The following is a 16,128-nucleotide window of genomic DNA, read 5'->3' as shown; positions in this document are numbered from 1 at the left end:
TGGAAAAGGAGAATATAATGACTAAACGCGTCTTAATCAGCGTCTCAGACAAAGCGGGCATTGTTGAATTTGCCCAAGAACTCAAAAAACTTGGTTGGGAGATTATCTCAACAGGTGGAACTAAGGTTGCCCTTGATAATGCTGGGGTGGATACCATTGCTATCGATGATGTGACTGGTTTCCCAGAAATGATGGACGGTCGTGTGAAGACCCTCCACCCAAATATCCACGGAGGGCTTCTCGCTCGTCGTGACTTGGATAGCCACTTGGAAGCGGCTAAGGACAACAAGATTGAGCTCATTGACCTTGTGGTGGTCAACCTTTACCCATTTAAGGAAACTATCCTTAAACCAGATGTGACTTATGCTGATGCAGTTGAAAATATCGATATTGGTGGGCCGTCTATGCTTCGTTCAGCAGCGAAAAATCATGCCAGTGTTACAGTTGTGGTAGATCCTGCTGACTACGCTGTGGTTTTGGACGAATTGGCAGCAAACGGCGAAACCTCTTATGAAACTCGCCAACGTTTAGCAGCCAAAGTATTTCGTCACACAGCGGCTTATGACGCCTTGATTGCAGAATACTTCACAGCTCAAGTGGGTGAAAGCAAGCCTGAAAAACTCACTTTGACTTATGACCTCAAGCAACCAATGCGTTACGGTGAAAATCCTCAACAAGATGCCGATTTCTATCAAAAAGCTTTGCCGACAGATTACTCGATTGCATCCGCTAAACAGCTCAACGGTAAGGAATTGTCTTTTAACAATATCCGTGATGCGGATGCTGCCATTCGTATCATCCGTGACTTCAAAGATCGTCCAACCGTTGTGGCTCTCAAACATATGAATCCATGTGGAATTGGTCAAGCTGACGACATCGAGACTGCTTGGGACTATGCTTATGAGTCTGACCCAGTCTCAATTTTCGGTGGAATCGTCGTTCTCAACCGTGAGTTGGATGTTGCGACAGCTGAGAAGATGCATGGTGTTTTCCTTGAAATCATCATCGCACCAAGTTATACGGATGAAGCGCTAGCTATTTTGACTAATAAAAAGAAAAACTTGCGTATCCTTGCCTTGCCATTTGATGCTCAAGAGGCTAGCGAAGTGGAAGCAGAATACACAGGTGTTGTCGGTGGACTTCTGGTACAAAACCAAGACGTGGTCAAAGAAAGCCCAGCTGACTGGCAAGTGGTGACCAAACGCCAGCCAACTGAGACAGAAGCGACTGCTCTTGAGTTTGCTTGGAAAGCTATCAAGTACGTCAAATCAAACGGTATCATCGTAACCAATGACCACATGACACTTGGTGTCGGTCCGGGTCAAACTAACCGTGTGGCTTCTGTTCGCATCGCTATTGATCAAGCTAAAGACCGTCTTGACGGCGCTGTTCTTGCTTCGGATGCCTTCTTCCCATTTGCGGATAATGTGGAAGAAATCGCCAAAGCAGGGATCAGGGCTATCATCCAGCCGGGTGGATCCGTCCGTGACCAAGAGTCTATCGAAGCTGCTGACAAATATGGCTTGACAATGGTCTTTACAGGTGTGAGACATTTTAGACATTAAGAACGTTAAAGGGAAGAAAACAGTTTCTTTCCTTTTTTGGCTTAAAATGCTAACTGGAACAAGATTAAAACGAACTTTTTTGATATAATGTTGGTAAATAATTCGCAAAAGAGGTTGAGAAATGAAACTGCTTGTTGTCGGTTCGGGTGGTCGTGAGCATGCGATTGCTAAAAAGTTACTTGAATCAAAAGGGGTTGAAAGAGTCTTTGTAGCTCCTGGGAATGACGGTATGACTCTGGATGGTCTGAAATTGGTAAATATCTCTATTTCCGAACATTCTAAATTGATTGAGTTTGCAAAAGCCAACGATATTGCTTGGACCTTTATAGGGCCAGATGACGCCCTTGCAGCTGGTATCGTGGATGATTTTAACCAAGCTGGTCTCAAAGCCTTTGGTCCGACAAGATTGGCGGCAGAGTTGGAGTGGTCCAAGGATTTTGCTAAGGAAATCATGGTCAAATACGGCGTTCCGACAGCAACCTATGGCACATTCTCAGATTTCGAGGAAGCCAAGGCCTATATCGAAAAGCAGGGTGCGCCTATCGTAGTCAAGGCGGATGGCCTGGCGCTTGGGAAGGGTGTCGTCGTTGCGGAGAGGGTTGAGCAAGCGGTCGAAGCAGCTCACGAGATGCTTTTGGACAATAAATTTGGTGACTCAGGTGCGCGTGTGGTTATTGAGGAATTCCTTGAAGGAGAGGAATTTTCACTCTTTGCCTTTGTCAATGGGGACAAGTTCTACATCATGCCAACAGCGCAAGACCACAAACGTGCCTATGATGGCGATAAGGGGCCTAACACTGGTGGGATGGGTGCCTATGCGCCAGTTCCACACTTACCACAGAGTGTAGTTGATACAGCGGTTGAGACTATTGTCAAGCCAATCCTTGAAGGGATGATCAAAGAAGGCCGTCCGTATCTTGGCATCCTCTATGCAGGGCTTATCCTGACAGCAGAAGATCCTAAAGTCATCGAGTTCAATGCTCGCTTTGGAGATCCTGAAACACAGATTATCTTGCCTCGTTTGACATCTGACTTTGCACAAAATATTACAGATATTCTGGATAGCAAGGAGCCAAACATCACCTGGACGGATAAGGGTGTGACTCTGGGTGTGGTTGTCGCATCCAAGGGCTACCCGCTAGACTATGAAAGGGGCGTTGAGTTGCCAGCCAAGACAGAAGGCGATGTCATCACCTACTATGCAGGGGCTAAGTTTGCGGAAAATAGCAGAGCACTGATCTCAAACGGCGGACGAGTTTATATGCTCGTTACCACAGCAGCCACCGTCAAAGAAGCCCAAGCCAGCATCTACCAAGAACTATCCCAACAAAAAATAGAAGGACTCTTCTACCGAACAGATATCGGAAGCAAGGCAATTAAGTAAAGATATAAGAATAACGCGCCGTAGTCGCCAAACACGATAATGGTCGTCGTGGTGAAAAGACCAGAACAGTGAATGTTCTGGTCAGGGGGAAACTTTGAGACCTTAGGCTCAAAGTTTAGGAATGAAACCGAAGGTTTGCTTCCGTCCCCACCACCTAAGACCATTATCAAAAAAGAAGAAAAAAGGAAAAATTATGACTAAACCAATTATTTCCATCATCATGGGCTCAAAATCCGACTGGGCAACCATGCAAAAAACAGCAGAAGTCCTAGACCGCTTCGGTGTAGCCTACGAGAAGAAGGTTGTCTCTGCCCACCGCACACCAGACCTCATGTTCAGACATGCCGAAGAAGCTCGTAGCCGTGGCATCAAGGTCATTATCGCAGGTGCAGGTGGCGCAGCCCACTTGCCAGGAATGGTAGCTGCCAAAACAACCCTTCCAGTCATTGGCGTGCCAGTCAAATCTCGTGCCCTTAGTGGCGTGGATTCACTCTATTCTATCGTTCAGATGCCGGGTGGGGTGCCTGTTGCGACAATGGCTATCGGTGAAGCTGGTGCGACAAATGCGGCTCTCTTCGCCCTCCGTCTTCTTTCAGTAGAGGATCAAGCTATCGCGACGGCTTTGGCAGATTTTGCAGAAGAACAAGGAAAAATCGCAGAGGAGTCTACCAATGAGCTCATCTAAAACAATCGGAATTATCGGTGGCGGTCAACTGGGTCAGATGATGGCCATTTCTGCTATCTACATGGGGCACAAGGTTATCGCGCTGGATCCTGCGGCGGATTGCCCGGCCTCTCGCGTGGCGGAAATCATTGTGGCACCTTATAACGATGTGGACGCCCTCCGTCAGTTGGCAGACCGTTGCGATGTCCTCACTTACGAGTTTGAAAATGTCGACGCTGACGGTTTGGATGCCGTTATCAAGGATGGACAACTCCCTCAAGGAACAGATCTGCTCCGCATTTCGCAAAATCGTATTTTTGAAAAGGACTTTTTGTCAAACAAGGCTCAAGTCACTGTGGCACCCTACAAGGTCGTGACTTCTAGCCTAGACTTGGCAGATATCGACTTGTCGAAAAACTATGTCCTCAAGACTGCGACTGGTGGCTACGATGGTCATGGACAAAAGGTTATTCGTTCAGAAGCAGACTTGGAAGCAGCCTATGCGCTAGCAGACTCAGCAGACTGCGTCTTGGAAGAATTTATCAACTTTGACCTTGAGATTTCTGTCATCGTGTCAGGAAATGGCAAGGAGGTGACGTTTTTCCCAGTTCAGGAAAATATCCACCGCAACAATATCCTGTCTAAGACCATCGTACCAGCCCGCATTTCTGAAAGTCTAGTAGACAAGGCTAAAGCTATGGCAGTGCGAATCGCAGAACAACTCAACTTGTCTGGAACTCTCTGTGTGGAAATGTTTGCGACTGATGATGACGTTATTGTCAATGAAATCGCCCCACGACCACATAACTCTGGGCACTATTCTATTGAAGCCTGTGATTTCTCTCAGTTTGACACCCATATTCTCGGTGTTCTCGGAGCACCATTACCAGTCATCAAACTCCATGCGCCAGCCGTTATGCTTAATGTCCTCGGTCAGCATGTCGAGGCTGCTGAGCAATATGTGACAGAAAATTCAAGCGCCCACCTCCACATGTATGGTAAAATAGAAGCGAAGCACAACCGCAAGATGGGACATGTGACCTTGTTTAGTGATGTACCGGATAGTGTGGATGAGCTTGGGGAAGGGATTGATTTTTAGGACAAGTCTATGATACAAATTATCGTTAATACATTTATTGAAAAGGATAAGACTGGAGCAGTTGTTGAAGTGTTGTATGCCAGTGCTGACCAAGATAAGGTACAAGCTAAATATGAAGAACTAGCTGCACAATACCCCGAAAATTATTTAGCTATCTATGATGTACCGCTGGATACGGATTTGAATACACTAGATCATTACCCGTCTGTGTTTATTGAAAAAGAGGAGTTTGAGTAGAAATCTTGGTTTACCTAGATAGCTTATTCCCAACAGCTTAAGAAGAAAGGAAAAATTAACACATGATCAACCGTTACTCTCGCCCTGAGATGGCGAATATTTGGAGTGAAGAAAATAAATACCGTGCTTGGCTTGAGGTGGAAATCCTCTCTGACGAGGCATGGGCTGAGTTGGGGGAAATCCCTAAGGAAGATGTGGCTTTGATTCGCAAGAAGGCGGACTTTGACATCGACCGTATTTTGGAAATTGAGCAGGAGACGCGCCACGATGTGGTGGCTTTCACGCGTGCGGTTTCTGAGACTCTTGGTGAAGAGCGCAAGTGGGTTCACTATGGGTTAACTTCTACCGACGTGGTGGATACTGCTTATGGTTACCTCTACAAGCAGGCCAACGACATCATCCGTCGTGACCTTGAAAACTTCACTAATATCATCGCTGACAAGGCCAAGGAGCACAAGTTCACCATCATGATGGGGCGTACTCATGGTGTGCACGCTGAGCCGACAACCTTTGGTCTTAAATTGGCAACTTGGTACAGCGAAATGAAACGCAATATCGAGCGTTTCGAGCATGCAGCTGCTGGTGTAGAAGCTGGTAAGATTTCTGGTGCGGTTGGGAACTTTGCCAATATCCCACCATTTGTAGAGGAGTATGTCTGCGATAAACTTGGCATCCGTGCCCAAGAAATCTCTACACAAGTCCTTCCTCGTGACCTTCACGCTGAGTACTTTGCGGTTCTTGCCAGCATTGCGACTTCAATCGAACGTATGGCGACTGAGATTCGTGGTCTACAAAAATCTGAGCAACGCGAAGTAGAAGAGTTCTTTGCTAAAGGGCAAAAAGGGTCTTCAGCAATGCCTCACAAACGCAACCCAATCGGTTCTGAAAATATGACTGGTCTGGCGCGTGTCATTCGTGGTCACATGATTACGGCTTATGAAAACGTCGCTCTCTGGCACGAACGCGATATTTCTCACTCATCAGCTGAGCGTATCATCACACCAGATACGACCATTTTGATTGACTACATGCTCAACCGTTTTGGAAATATCGTCAAGAACTTGACAGTCTTCCCAGAAAATATGATCCGAAACATGAACTCGACTTTTGGTCTTATCTTTAGCCAACGGGCTATGTTGACATTGATTGAAAAAGGCATGACCCGTGAGCAAGCCTATGACTTGGTGCAACCAAAAACAGCCTACTCTTGGGACAACCAAGTAGACTTTAAACCACTTCTTGAGGCAGATTCAGAAGTAACATCACGTCTCACTCAAGAAGAAATCGATGAAATCTTCAACCCAGTTTATTACACCAAACGAGTGGATGATATCTTTGAACGTCTTGGACTAGGTGATTAATTAAAAAATAAACAGCGAGCTTCAATCTCGCTGTTTATTTTTTATCGAAAAGACTTAGTCTTCTTTTCTTTTAGTGAGTCCATAGGCTGCTAGTGTGGACATGAGTCCTGCGACTACTAGTCCTGCAGAATCGTGAGTTCCTGTTTCAGGAAGTTTTTTCTCTGTTACCACAGGAGCTGGATCTTGAGGAAGAGCTTTGCTTTCCTCAGCAGGAGCAGTTGATGGAGCTGGTTGGCTTGGGATTTCTAGTTTTGGTTTTTCTTCAGCAATAGCGGCTTGTCCGTTTTCATCGCCTACATGTGTTACCATAGTTCCGACTTCGACTATTTGAGTAACGGCTTCCTGTGCTACGACACTATTTACAAGTGTTTTCACTTCCTTACCATCGGCAGAAGTGCTCACAGAGTAGAAGTTGCTACGATGTCCATTGACGCCCTTAGTAATGACTTGTGTTTTTCCTTTGAGTAAGAGTGGATTTTCACGAGTCACTGTGGTAAATGGAATTTCTTCTTTTTGGATATCCAGTCTAGGTTTTACCTCAGTAGTTGGTGCAAGACCACTTTCATCACCCTTGTGAGTTACAGGAGCGCCAACTTCAACCACTTGGTTTATAACTTCTTTGGTTACCTGGCTATCAAGGACTGTTTCTGTTGTTTTTCCATTTTCAGTGAGTACAGAGATGTAATGAGTTCGTTCACCTTTGACTCCTGCTGTGATAATATTTTCCTGACCAGCTGGGAGGTTAGGATTTTCTTTCTTGATAACTTCAAATGGAATTTCTTCAGTTCTTGTGATGAGTTCTGGTCTGGTTTCAACATTGGCAGCCACTTCATTTTCATCTAGGCTTCCTGAATGAGTTGCAGCTGGTTTGAGGCCTTGAAGAGCGGCTTTTAGGTTGGCTACAAGTGTGTCAAGCTCAGCTTGTTTATTACGGTTGAGGTTGTAATTTAGAGCTGTTTTAGCTGCGTCAAGGGCCTCAAGACTTTCTTTACTATATCCTTCTAAGTTTGTAGGAATTTTAGCTAATTCTTCGCGGAGAGCATTATAATTAGCACGGAAGTAGTCTTTGTTGTGGTCTGCAAAGGCAGTCATGAGTTCAAAGATTTCCTCTTCCTTGTATTCAGCGCTTGGTCTATCTGCCCAGATTGAAAGCATACTTCCGACTGTTGGAAGATCTACTTCAGGATATTTGGTAGAAGCTAGTTGATTGAATGGTGTTTTTCCAGAATTTTCAATTGCCTTTGAAAGAGGATAAGCTTCATCTTGTTTGTGATTTCCTAAAACATAGTACCAGTCACCGTTGGTATTCAAGAACTTATAACCTTTGTTTGCCAGATACTGAGGTGACGCAAGGTTGTAGCCCCACCAGCCTTTAGACCAGTAAGAAATCAAGGCATCTTTATCGAATTCAGCATCATCCTTGTCTTCGTAATAGAAGCCATCGTTGAAGGCCATTGGTTGTAGCCCTCTTTCCTTAGCCATAGCAGCTAGACTGTTAGAATAGTCTGCAAACTTGTTATAGAGTCCATACCATTTGAGGTAGTACCAACCTTGGGCGTTGGTCGCATCATTGGCATATTCATCTGTACCATAGTTGAATATCTTTGATTTATCAGCAAAGTAATCCATATACTTACCGATAAGGGCTTTGGTAAAGTTAAGGGCTTCTTGATTTTCAAGGTCCATGGTTGTTTTTGAAACTTTATCAAAGTTTGCTTGAGGATTTTTAGTACCTAATTTTTCCATGGCAACCAGCATAGCATCCATGTGACCTGGACTGTTAATAGCTGGGATGAGACCGATGTCCTTAGATTTAGCGTATTCAATTAGCTCTGTCACTTCTGCCTGTGTTAGTGCAGTACCGTTTGGATCGTCGTAGTAAGCTTTAGTTCCTTCGATAATAGCTTTTTTAACGTCATCACTAGCATAGGTTTTTCCGTTGGCAGTAATGGTCATATCATCGAGTAGAAAGCGAAGTCCGTCATTTCCTAGAAGGAGATGGACATCAGAATATCCGAGCTCACTGGCCTTGTCTACGATGCGTTTGAGCTGGTCCAGAGTAAAGTATTTGCGTCCAGCATCGATTGAGATTACCTTGTTTTTGGCAAGTTTTTCAACCTCACGTTTAGCTTCTTCTTCTTTTTGAGCTTCAGGCGTGAGGGTCAAGTTGTTGACAGTTTCTTGAAGTTTAGCAATGGCTTGATCAATCGTATCTTGTTGGGCACGGCTAAGGTTGCTATCGAGAGAGCGAATAGCTTTTTCAGCTTCTTTTACGGCCGCGACGCTTTCTGCAGTATAACGGTTCAGATCTTTTGGTACCTCGTTAAGTGCTTGCTCTGCAGATTCATAATCAGCTGCGAAGTATTCAGCGTTGGCATTTGCAAAATGACGCATGAGTTTGAAGAGGTGTGATGGTGAATAACGTGCAGATGGAGTGTCAGCCCAAGCAGCTACCATACCACCGATGATTGGGATATCAGCTCCTTCTGTTTTTGGTACAGAAGTGATTGGTGTGTTTTTAATACCATTGAGCCCCTGATCGAGATTGTACCAGCCTTGGCCATCAGCGTTTCGTCCAAGAACGTAGTACCAAGCATCATTGGTATTAAGGATTTGGTGACCTTTTTCAGCTAGTAGTTTAGAAGAAGCGACATCGTAGCCTCCCCAACCACCAGTCCACATAGAAACGATGATGTCTTTGTCAAAACTACCAAAGCTTGTGTCGCTATTGTAGTAGATACCGTCGTTAAAGGCCATTGGTTTGAGACCGTGCGATTTTACAATACGAGCGAGGTCATTGGCGTAGGCAATAAATTTTTCATAGCCTTTTACAGGGTAGCCTTCGTTTGGATAGTATTTATCAGCTTGAAGCACACTCCAACCTTTAGCATCTGTCGCATCATTGGCATATTCATCAAGTCCGATGTTGAAGATTTCAGTCTTTTTCGCGAAATAAGCAGCATACTTGTCGATAAGGGCTTTTGTAAAAGCGACAGCTTGTTCGTTGTCAAGATCGACAGTACGGGCTGATTTCTTCCCAAAATAGCTAAAGTTAGGGTTTTGGATTCCCAATTCTTTCATGGCATTGAGAATCGCATCCATGTGTCCAGGACTATTTACTGTCGGAATGAGACCGATACCTTTATCTTTGGCATAGTTAATCAGATCTGTCATTTGACTTTCTGTTAAGTGATTGCCGTTTGGATCGTTGTAATAATCATTTGTACCTTTTTCAATGGCGCGTTTGACATCGTCACTGGCATAGGTCTTGCCGTTAGCTGTGATGCTCATATCGTCCAACATGAAACGGAGTCCATCATTTCCGACTAATAGGTGTAAATCAGTGTAGCCATAATGTTTCGCTTTATCGATGATTTCCTTGAGCTGTTCTGGTGAGAAATATTTACGTCCAGCATCAATAGAAACAATTTTCTTTTTCGCTAGTTTTTCATTTACAGTTGCAGCACGTTCCTTTCCTGTCTCTGTTTCCGGTTTGTCAGCCTCTGCTTTCGCTTCATCTTTTTTAGCTGGTTTATCCTTGTCAGTCTTGTCTGTATTTGACTCTTTAGAATCAACCTCTTTCGCTTCTTCCTTTTTAGGGCTAGCTTCTTCTTCCTTTTTATTAGCAGTTTCTTTTTCAGCAGAAGTTGGAGTTACCACTTCTGCTTTATCACTAGGAATTGAACTAACTTCCTCTTGTGGTTTTTCTTCTGTTTTTGGAAGACTAGCTACCTTATCAGTAGCTGGAGTTTCTGTTTCTACAGTTTTTGGAGTTTCTGGTTGAAGCTCTGCTTTAGGTGTTTCCTCAGTCCGATTTTCGGATGGTTGAGGGGAATCAGAAACCGTATGGATGGTCGGTTGGTTTTCTGTAGTAGTAGGAGTAACTCCATCGGCTGCAACAGTCTGTGCTTGGAAGGCAAATCCAATTAGAACAGAAGCTGCTCCTACAGCGTATTTACGAATAGAAAAACGCTGTTGTTTTTCATGTTTCATTGCAAAACCTCCTGATTGCATTGTTATATTGATAGCGATTATATAAATCAACGCCTTTATTTTATTTCTTATATTAACGAGAGTCAAGAGGAGATGACAAAAAACTATAATAAGTATAAAAAATATAAAATTTAAGCTTAAGATTTCAGATTGGTCAGAAAAAATATGTATATATATCTAGTATAATTTTTGGTTCTATTTCTATAAAATATTCCACAAATTATAGAATCTTCCAAAAATAGGTAAGCGCTACCTTTTTGGTGTGGTATAATAAGCATAGAAAAAGCCCGAGCGATTAGGCTCAGGCTTTCTTCTTAGTGATCACGGTCACATGAGATGAATTTAATCTTGTAGTAATCAGATCGTTTGTAAGTTTCACTGTATTCTAAAACTTGGCCAGTTGATTCGAGTTTGGTGATTTTAGTTTGTAGGACAGTAGGGAATTGTTCATCGACTCCGAGGACTGAAGCCGCATGTTCTGGAGTTGGAAAGACTATTTCGTTGATTTCTTCAAAGTGTTCATCATTCATGTGAATGTGGTAGTCTAACTTGAAACGATTATAGATAGAACTATAGTATTCAAGGTTTGGATAATTTGCGTTGATATATTGTTCTGGGATGTAGGATGTATGGTAGATATAAACGACACCGTTTGATTCGCGGATACGTTCAATCTTGTAGTAGAATTGATCGCCGCGTAGACCCAATTTTTCCAAGTAAACAAGCTTGTTTCCGCGTTCAATTGAAAGAACAGTTACCTTATCATCTTTAGCATTGAAGAGTTCAATATCTGAAAACTCTACAAGCTTGTGTTTGCGTGCACGTGAAACGAAGGTTCCTTTTCCTTGTTGGCGGACAATATAGCCATCTTTAGCAAGGTCGTTTAAGGCGCGGACAACTGTGATAGAGCTGACATCGTACATTGAAATGAGCTCTGCTTCAGTGTAAAATTTATCTCCACTGCTAAACTGCCCAGAGATGATTTTATTTTTTAATTCGTCTTTTATGTATTGATATTTGGGAATTGCCATATTTTTACCTCTATTTTCCTTCTCCATAGAAAATTTTACCATAAAAGCGAAAAAAATAGTAGTCTTTTGAATAAAAAATTAGATAACAGATTAAAAAATTAAGTTACATAGGCATTGTACGTATTTTATAAATGTATTTTGTGCAAAATTATTTTAGGTTCTCTATTCCGAATTTAAAGAGTGTTTGAAATGGGTCTGAAAATGTTTGAAACTAATTGAACGTGTGTATAATAGTAAAATTGCAGTAAATATCCCTACAATTTCTATTGACAATTCAAACAGATTGGTTTATAATGACTATAACAACAAATGAAAGCGCAAACTTTCGCAGTCAGAAGGTAGTTTTATGACACGATTTGAGATACGAGATGATTTCTATCTTGATGGAAAATCATTTAAGATTTTATCTGGCGCCATTCATTATTTTAGGGTTCCTCCAGAAGATTGGTATCATTCGCTCTATAACTTGAAGGCTCTTGGTTTTAATACAGTAGAGACTTATGTGGCTTGGAATTTACACGAGCCTCGTGAGGGTGAGTTTCACTTTGAAGGAGCTCTGGATTTGGAGCGATTTCTACAGACAGCGCAAGACTTGGGTCTCTACGCTATCGTTCGTCCGTCACCCTTCATCTGTGCGGAGTGGGAATTCGGTGGCTTACCAGCTTGGCTTTTAACCAAAGATATGAGGATTCGTTCCTCAGACCCAGCCTATATTGAAGCTGTCGGTCGCTATTATGATCAGCTCTTTCCACGATTGGTTCCACATCTGTTGGACAATGGTGGCAATATCCTCATGATGCAGGTTGAAAATGAGTATGGTTCTTACGGAGAAGATAAGGCTTACCTGAGAGTCATTCGACAGCTGATGGAAGAGCGTGGCGTAACCTGTCCTCTCTTTACATCAGATGGTCCATGGCGAGCTACTCTGAAAGCTGGAACCTTAATCGAAGATGACCTCTTTGTAACAGGAAACTTTGGTTCTAAGGCACCTTACAACTTTTCACAGATGCAGGAATTCTTTGATGAACATGGCAAAAAATGGCCTCTCATGTGTATGGAGTTCTGGGATGGCTGGTTCAATCGTTGGAAAGAACCGATTATCACACGAGATCCAAAAGAATTGGCAGATGCAGTTCGAGAGGTTTTGGAGCAAGGTTCCATCAATCTTTACATGTTCCATGGTGGTACAAACTTTGGTTTCATGAATGGTTGCTCGGCTCGAGGAACTTTGGACTTGCCACAAGTTACATCTTATGATTACGATGCGCTTCTGGATGAAGAAGGAAATCCAACTGCCAAATACTTGGCAGTCAAGAAGATGATGGCAACACATTTTCCAGAGTACCCGCAGTTGGAGCCACTCTACAAAGAGAGTATGGAGTTGGATGCTATTCCACTAGTTGAAAAAGTTTCCTTGTTTGAAACCCTGGATAGCTTGTCAAGTCCAGTAGAAAGCCTCTATCCTAAAAAGATGGAGGAGTTGGGACAAAGTTATGGCTACCTACTCTATCGAACAGAAACAAACTGGGATGCAGAAGAAGAAAGACTTCGTATCATTGACGGTCGAGATAGGGCTCAGCTGTATGTCGATGGTCAATGGGTCGAAACCCAATATCAGACAGAGATTGGGGAAGATATTTTTTATCAAGGCGAAAAGAAAGCGTTATCTAGGATTGACATATTGATAGAAAATATGGGGCGTGTCAACTATGGACACAAGTTCTTAGCGGATACGCAACGTAAGGGAATTCGGACAGGGGTTTGTAAGGATTTGCATTTCTTACTGAACTGGAAACACTATCCACTCCCACTAGACAATCCTGAGAAAATTGATTTTTCAAAAGGATGGACAGAAGGACAACCAGCCTTTTATGCTTATGACTTTACAGTCCAAGAGCCAAAAGATACTTACCTAGACTTGTCTGAGTTTGGTAAGGGAGTTGCCTTTGTCAATGGGCAGAATCTAGGACGTTTTTGGAATGTCGGCCCGACCCTCTCACTTTATATCCCTCATAGCTATCTCAAGGAAGGTGCCAACCGCATCATTATCTTTGAAACAGAGGGTCAATATAAAGAAGAGATTCATTTAAATCGTAAACCTACACTAAAACACATAAAGGGGGAAAACTTATGACAATTGTAGGATGCCGTATCGATGGACGTTTGATCCACGGACAAGTAGCCAATCTTTGGGCTGGAAAACTAAATGTTTCACGTATTATGGTTGTAGACGACGAAGTTGTCAACAACGATATTGAAAAGAGTGGTTTGAAACTTGCGACACCACCAGGTGTGAAATTGAGTATTTTGCCAATTGAAAAAGCGGCAGCTAATATTCTTGCTGGTAAATACGATAGCCAACGTCTCTTTATCGTGGCTCGTAAACCAGACCGCTTCCTTGGTTTGGTTGAAGCAGGTGTACCACTTGAAACCCTCAATGTTGGGAATATGTCTCAAACACCAGAAACTCGTTCTATTACACGTTCTATCAACGTAGTAGACAAGGATGTGGAAGATTTCCACAAACTGGCAGAAAAAGGTGTTAAACTTACTGCTCAAATGGTTCCAAATGATCCAATTTCAGACTTTTTGAGCTTATTAAAATAGGAAAAAATTTTTTAGGAGGTCATTGTTATGATACAATGGTGGCAAATTTTACTTCTCACTTTGTACTCAGCTTATCAAATCTGTGATGAGTTGACGATCGTTTCATCTGCAGGTTCCCCTGTATTTGCTGGTTTCATTACTGGTTTAATCATGGGAGATGTGACTACTGGTTTGCTTATCGGTGGTAACTTGCAACTGTTCGTTCTTGGGGTTGGTACCTTCGGTGGTGCTTCTCGTATCGACGCTACTTCTGGTGCGGTTCTTGCGACAGCCTTCTCTGTTTCACAAGGAATCGATGCACCGCTTGCAATTACTACAATCGCTGTACCAGTAGCAGCTCTCTTGACTTACTTCGACGTTCTTGGTCGTATGACTACTACCTTCTTCGCTCACCGTGTGGATGCTGCCATCGAACGCTTTGACTATAAAGGTATTGAACGCAACTACTTGCTTGGTGCGATTCCTTGGGCTCTATCTCGTGCCCTTCCAGTCTTCTTTGCGCTTGCTTTTGGTGGTGCCTTTGTACAACATGTAGTAGACTTAGTGACAGAATACCAATGGATTGCAGATGGTTTGACACTCGCAGGACGTATGCTTCCAGGTCTTGGATTTGCAATCTTGCTTCGTTACCTTCCAGTTAAACGTAACCTTCACTATCTTGCTATGGGATTTGGTTTGACGGCTATGTTGACTGTTCTTTACTCATATGTAACAGGTCTTGGTGGCGCTGTTGCTGGTATCGTAGGTACTCTTCCTGCTGAAGTTGCTGAAAAAATTGGTTTCGTGAACAACTTCAAAGGTTTGTCTATGATTGGTATTTCTATCGTAGGTATTTTCCTTGCAGTGCTTCACTTCAAAAATAGCCAAAAAGTAGCTGTAGCAGCACCTTCTACACCATCAGAAAGTGGGGAAATCGAAGATGACGAATTCTAATTACAAACTTACAAAAGAAGATTTTAATCAAATCAACAAACGTAGCTTGTTTACTTTCCAATTAGGTTGGAACTACGAACGTATGCAAGCTTCTGGTTACCTTTACATGATCTTGCCTCAATTGCGTAAAATGTATGGGGATGGGACTCCTGAATTGAAAGAAATGATGAAAGTTCATACTCAATTCTTCAATACTTCACCATTCTTCCATACCATTATCGCTGGTTTTGACCTTGCCATGGAAGAAAAAGATGGTGTGGGTTCAAAAGACGCCGTTAACGGTATCAAGACAGGTTTGATGGGGCCATTCGCTCCTCTTGGAGATACAATCTTTGGTTCACTTGTACCTGCTATCATGGGGTCAGTCGCAGCAACTATGGCTATCGCTGGCCAACCTTGGGGTATCTTCCTTTGGATTGCAGTTGCAGTTGCTTATGACATCTTCCGTTGGAAACAGTTGGAATTTGCCTACAAAGAAGGGGTTAACCTTATCAACAACATGCAAAGTACCTTGACAGCTTTGATTGACGCTGCATCTGTACTTGGTGTCTTCATGATGGGTGCTCTTGTAGCAACAATGATCAACTTTGAAATTTCTTACAAGTTGCCAATCGGTGAAAAGATGATTGATTTCCAAGACATCTTGAACCAAATCTTCCCACGTTTGCTTCCAGCAATCTTTACTGCCTTTATCTTCTGGTTGCTTGGTAAGAAAGGTATGACTTCTACTAAAGCTATCGGTATCATTATCGCTCTTGCAGTAGGTCTTTCTGCCCTTGGTCACTTTGCATTTGGAATGTAATTTCTTATGACTAAATCATTAATTTTGGTGAGCCATGGTCGCTTCTGTGAGGAGCTTAGAGGTAGCACAGAAATGATTATGGGCCCACAAGACAACATTTACACAGTAGCTCTTCTTCCAGAAGATGGCCCAGAAGAATTTACTGCTAAATTTGAAGCTGTTATTGAAGGATTGGATGATTTCCTAGTTTTTGCGGATCTTCTCGGTGGGACACCTTGTAATGTGGTGAGTCGCTTGATCATGGAAGGTCGTGATATTGACCTTTACGCAGGGATGAATCTTCCAATGGTGATTGAATTTATCAATGCGAGCCTTACAGGCGCAGATACGGACTACAAGAGCCGTGCTGCAGAAAGCATTGTGAAAGTTAATGACCTGTTAGCGGGCTTCGATGATGACGAAGATGAATAATACTCTTCGAAAATCTCTTCAAACCACGTCAACGTCGCCTT

At 43.0% G+C, this 16,128-nt stretch carries 13 protein-coding genes; 11 read left to right on the top strand and 2 right to left on the bottom strand.

Features of this window, described 5'->3' with window-relative positions:
* Window positions 1–17 precede the first annotated feature (17 nt).
* The 6 genes from purH to purB all read left to right on the top strand — a co-directional run bounded on the left by purH (window position 18) and on the right by purB (window position 6,310).
* On the top strand, window positions 18–1,565 hold the full coding sequence (gene purH, locus HT671_RS01160; protein WP_031222471.1) for a bifunctional phosphoribosylaminoimidazolecarboxamide formyltransferase/IMP cyclohydrolase: 1,548 nt from the start codon (window positions 18–20) through the stop codon (window positions 1,563–1,565).
* A gap of 121 nt (window positions 1,566–1,686) precedes the next feature.
* Entirely contained in the window at window positions 1,687–2,949 is a 1,263-nt protein-coding gene (gene purD, locus HT671_RS01155; RefSeq protein ID WP_050208255.1) for a phosphoribosylamine--glycine ligase, read from the top strand.
* A gap of 193 nt (window positions 2,950–3,142) precedes the next feature.
* The gene (gene purE, locus HT671_RS01150; protein ID WP_000165491.1) at window positions 3,143–3,634 is read left to right on the top strand and encodes a 5-(carboxyamino)imidazole ribonucleotide mutase; all 492 of its coding nucleotides are present in this window, start codon (window positions 3,143–3,145) and stop codon (window positions 3,632–3,634) included.
* Window positions 3,621–4,712 carry a 5-(carboxyamino)imidazole ribonucleotide synthase gene (purK, locus tag HT671_RS01145; RefSeq protein WP_000099012.1) on the top strand — a complete coding sequence of 364 codons (1,092 nt, stop codon included), beginning with the start codon at window positions 3,621–3,623 and terminating at the stop codon, window positions 4,710–4,712. The genes purE and purK overlap by 14 nt, the downstream gene beginning before the upstream one ends.
* A gap of 9 nt (window positions 4,713–4,721) precedes the next feature.
* Window positions 4,722–4,949, top strand: a complete 228-nt coding sequence (locus tag HT671_RS01140; RefSeq protein WP_000614701.1) for a hypothetical protein — start codon at window positions 4,722–4,724, stop codon at window positions 4,947–4,949.
* A 62-nt stretch (window positions 4,950–5,011) separates the two neighbouring features.
* The gene (gene purB / locus HT671_RS01135) at window positions 5,012–6,310 is read left to right on the top strand and encodes an adenylosuccinate lyase (protein ID WP_000610745.1); all 1,299 of its coding nucleotides are present in this window, start codon (window positions 5,012–5,014) and stop codon (window positions 6,308–6,310) included.
* A 54-nt stretch (window positions 6,311–6,364) separates the two neighbouring features.
* Here purB and strH read toward each other — a convergent pair whose 3' ends face one another.
* Window positions 6,365–10,303, bottom strand: a complete 3,939-nt coding sequence (strH, locus tag HT671_RS01130) for an LPXTG-anchored beta-N-acetylhexosaminidase StrH (RefSeq protein ID WP_172923008.1) — start codon at window positions 10,301–10,303, stop codon at window positions 6,365–6,367.
* A gap of 314 nt (window positions 10,304–10,617) precedes the next feature.
* Complete coding sequence (locus HT671_RS01125; protein ID WP_001007202.1) at window positions 10,618–11,334, bottom strand: GntR family transcriptional regulator; 717 nt, start codon at window positions 11,332–11,334, stop codon at window positions 10,618–10,620.
* A 346-nt stretch (window positions 11,335–11,680) separates the two neighbouring features.
* Between HT671_RS01125 and HT671_RS01120 the strand changes: the two genes are divergently transcribed.
* From HT671_RS01120 to HT671_RS01100, 5 genes are read left to right on the top strand one after another with little or no spacing between them, the layout of a single operon-like run.
* Complete coding sequence (locus tag HT671_RS01120) at window positions 11,681–13,468, top strand: beta-galactosidase (RefSeq protein WP_138703026.1); 1,788 nt, start codon at window positions 11,681–11,683, stop codon at window positions 13,466–13,468.
* On the top strand, window positions 13,465–13,941 hold the full coding sequence (locus HT671_RS01115) for a PTS system mannose/fructose/N-acetylgalactosamine-transporter subunit IIB (RefSeq protein ID WP_000156958.1): 477 nt from the start codon (window positions 13,465–13,467) through the stop codon (window positions 13,939–13,941). The genes HT671_RS01120 and HT671_RS01115 overlap by 4 nt, the downstream gene beginning before the upstream one ends.
* A 27-nt stretch (window positions 13,942–13,968) precedes the next feature.
* Window positions 13,969–14,874: a PTS mannose/fructose/sorbose/N-acetylgalactosamine transporter subunit IIC gene (locus HT671_RS01110; protein ID WP_050235418.1), complete on the top strand. Its 906-nt coding sequence runs from the start codon at window positions 13,969–13,971 to the stop codon at window positions 14,872–14,874.
* On the top strand, window positions 14,861–15,676 hold the full coding sequence (locus HT671_RS01105) for a PTS system mannose/fructose/sorbose family transporter subunit IID (RefSeq protein WP_050235419.1): 816 nt from the start codon (window positions 14,861–14,863) through the stop codon (window positions 15,674–15,676). Before HT671_RS01110 ends, HT671_RS01105 begins: the two co-directional genes overlap by 14 nt.
* A gap of 6 nt (window positions 15,677–15,682) precedes the next feature.
* Window positions 15,683–16,087, top strand: coding sequence for a PTS sugar transporter subunit IIA (locus tag HT671_RS01100; protein ID WP_138703027.1), 405 nt, complete (start codon window positions 15,683–15,685; stop codon window positions 16,085–16,087).
* The last annotated feature ends 41 nt before the right edge of the window (window positions 16,088–16,128 follow it).

This window comes from Streptococcus sp. 2741 (assembly GCF_013276315.1).
Lineage (GTDB): Bacteria > Bacillota > Bacilli > Lactobacillales > Streptococcaceae > Streptococcus > Streptococcus pseudopneumoniae.
The sequence above is the reverse complement of the archived record's forward strand: the minus strand, read 5'-3'. Positions and strand labels throughout refer to the sequence as shown.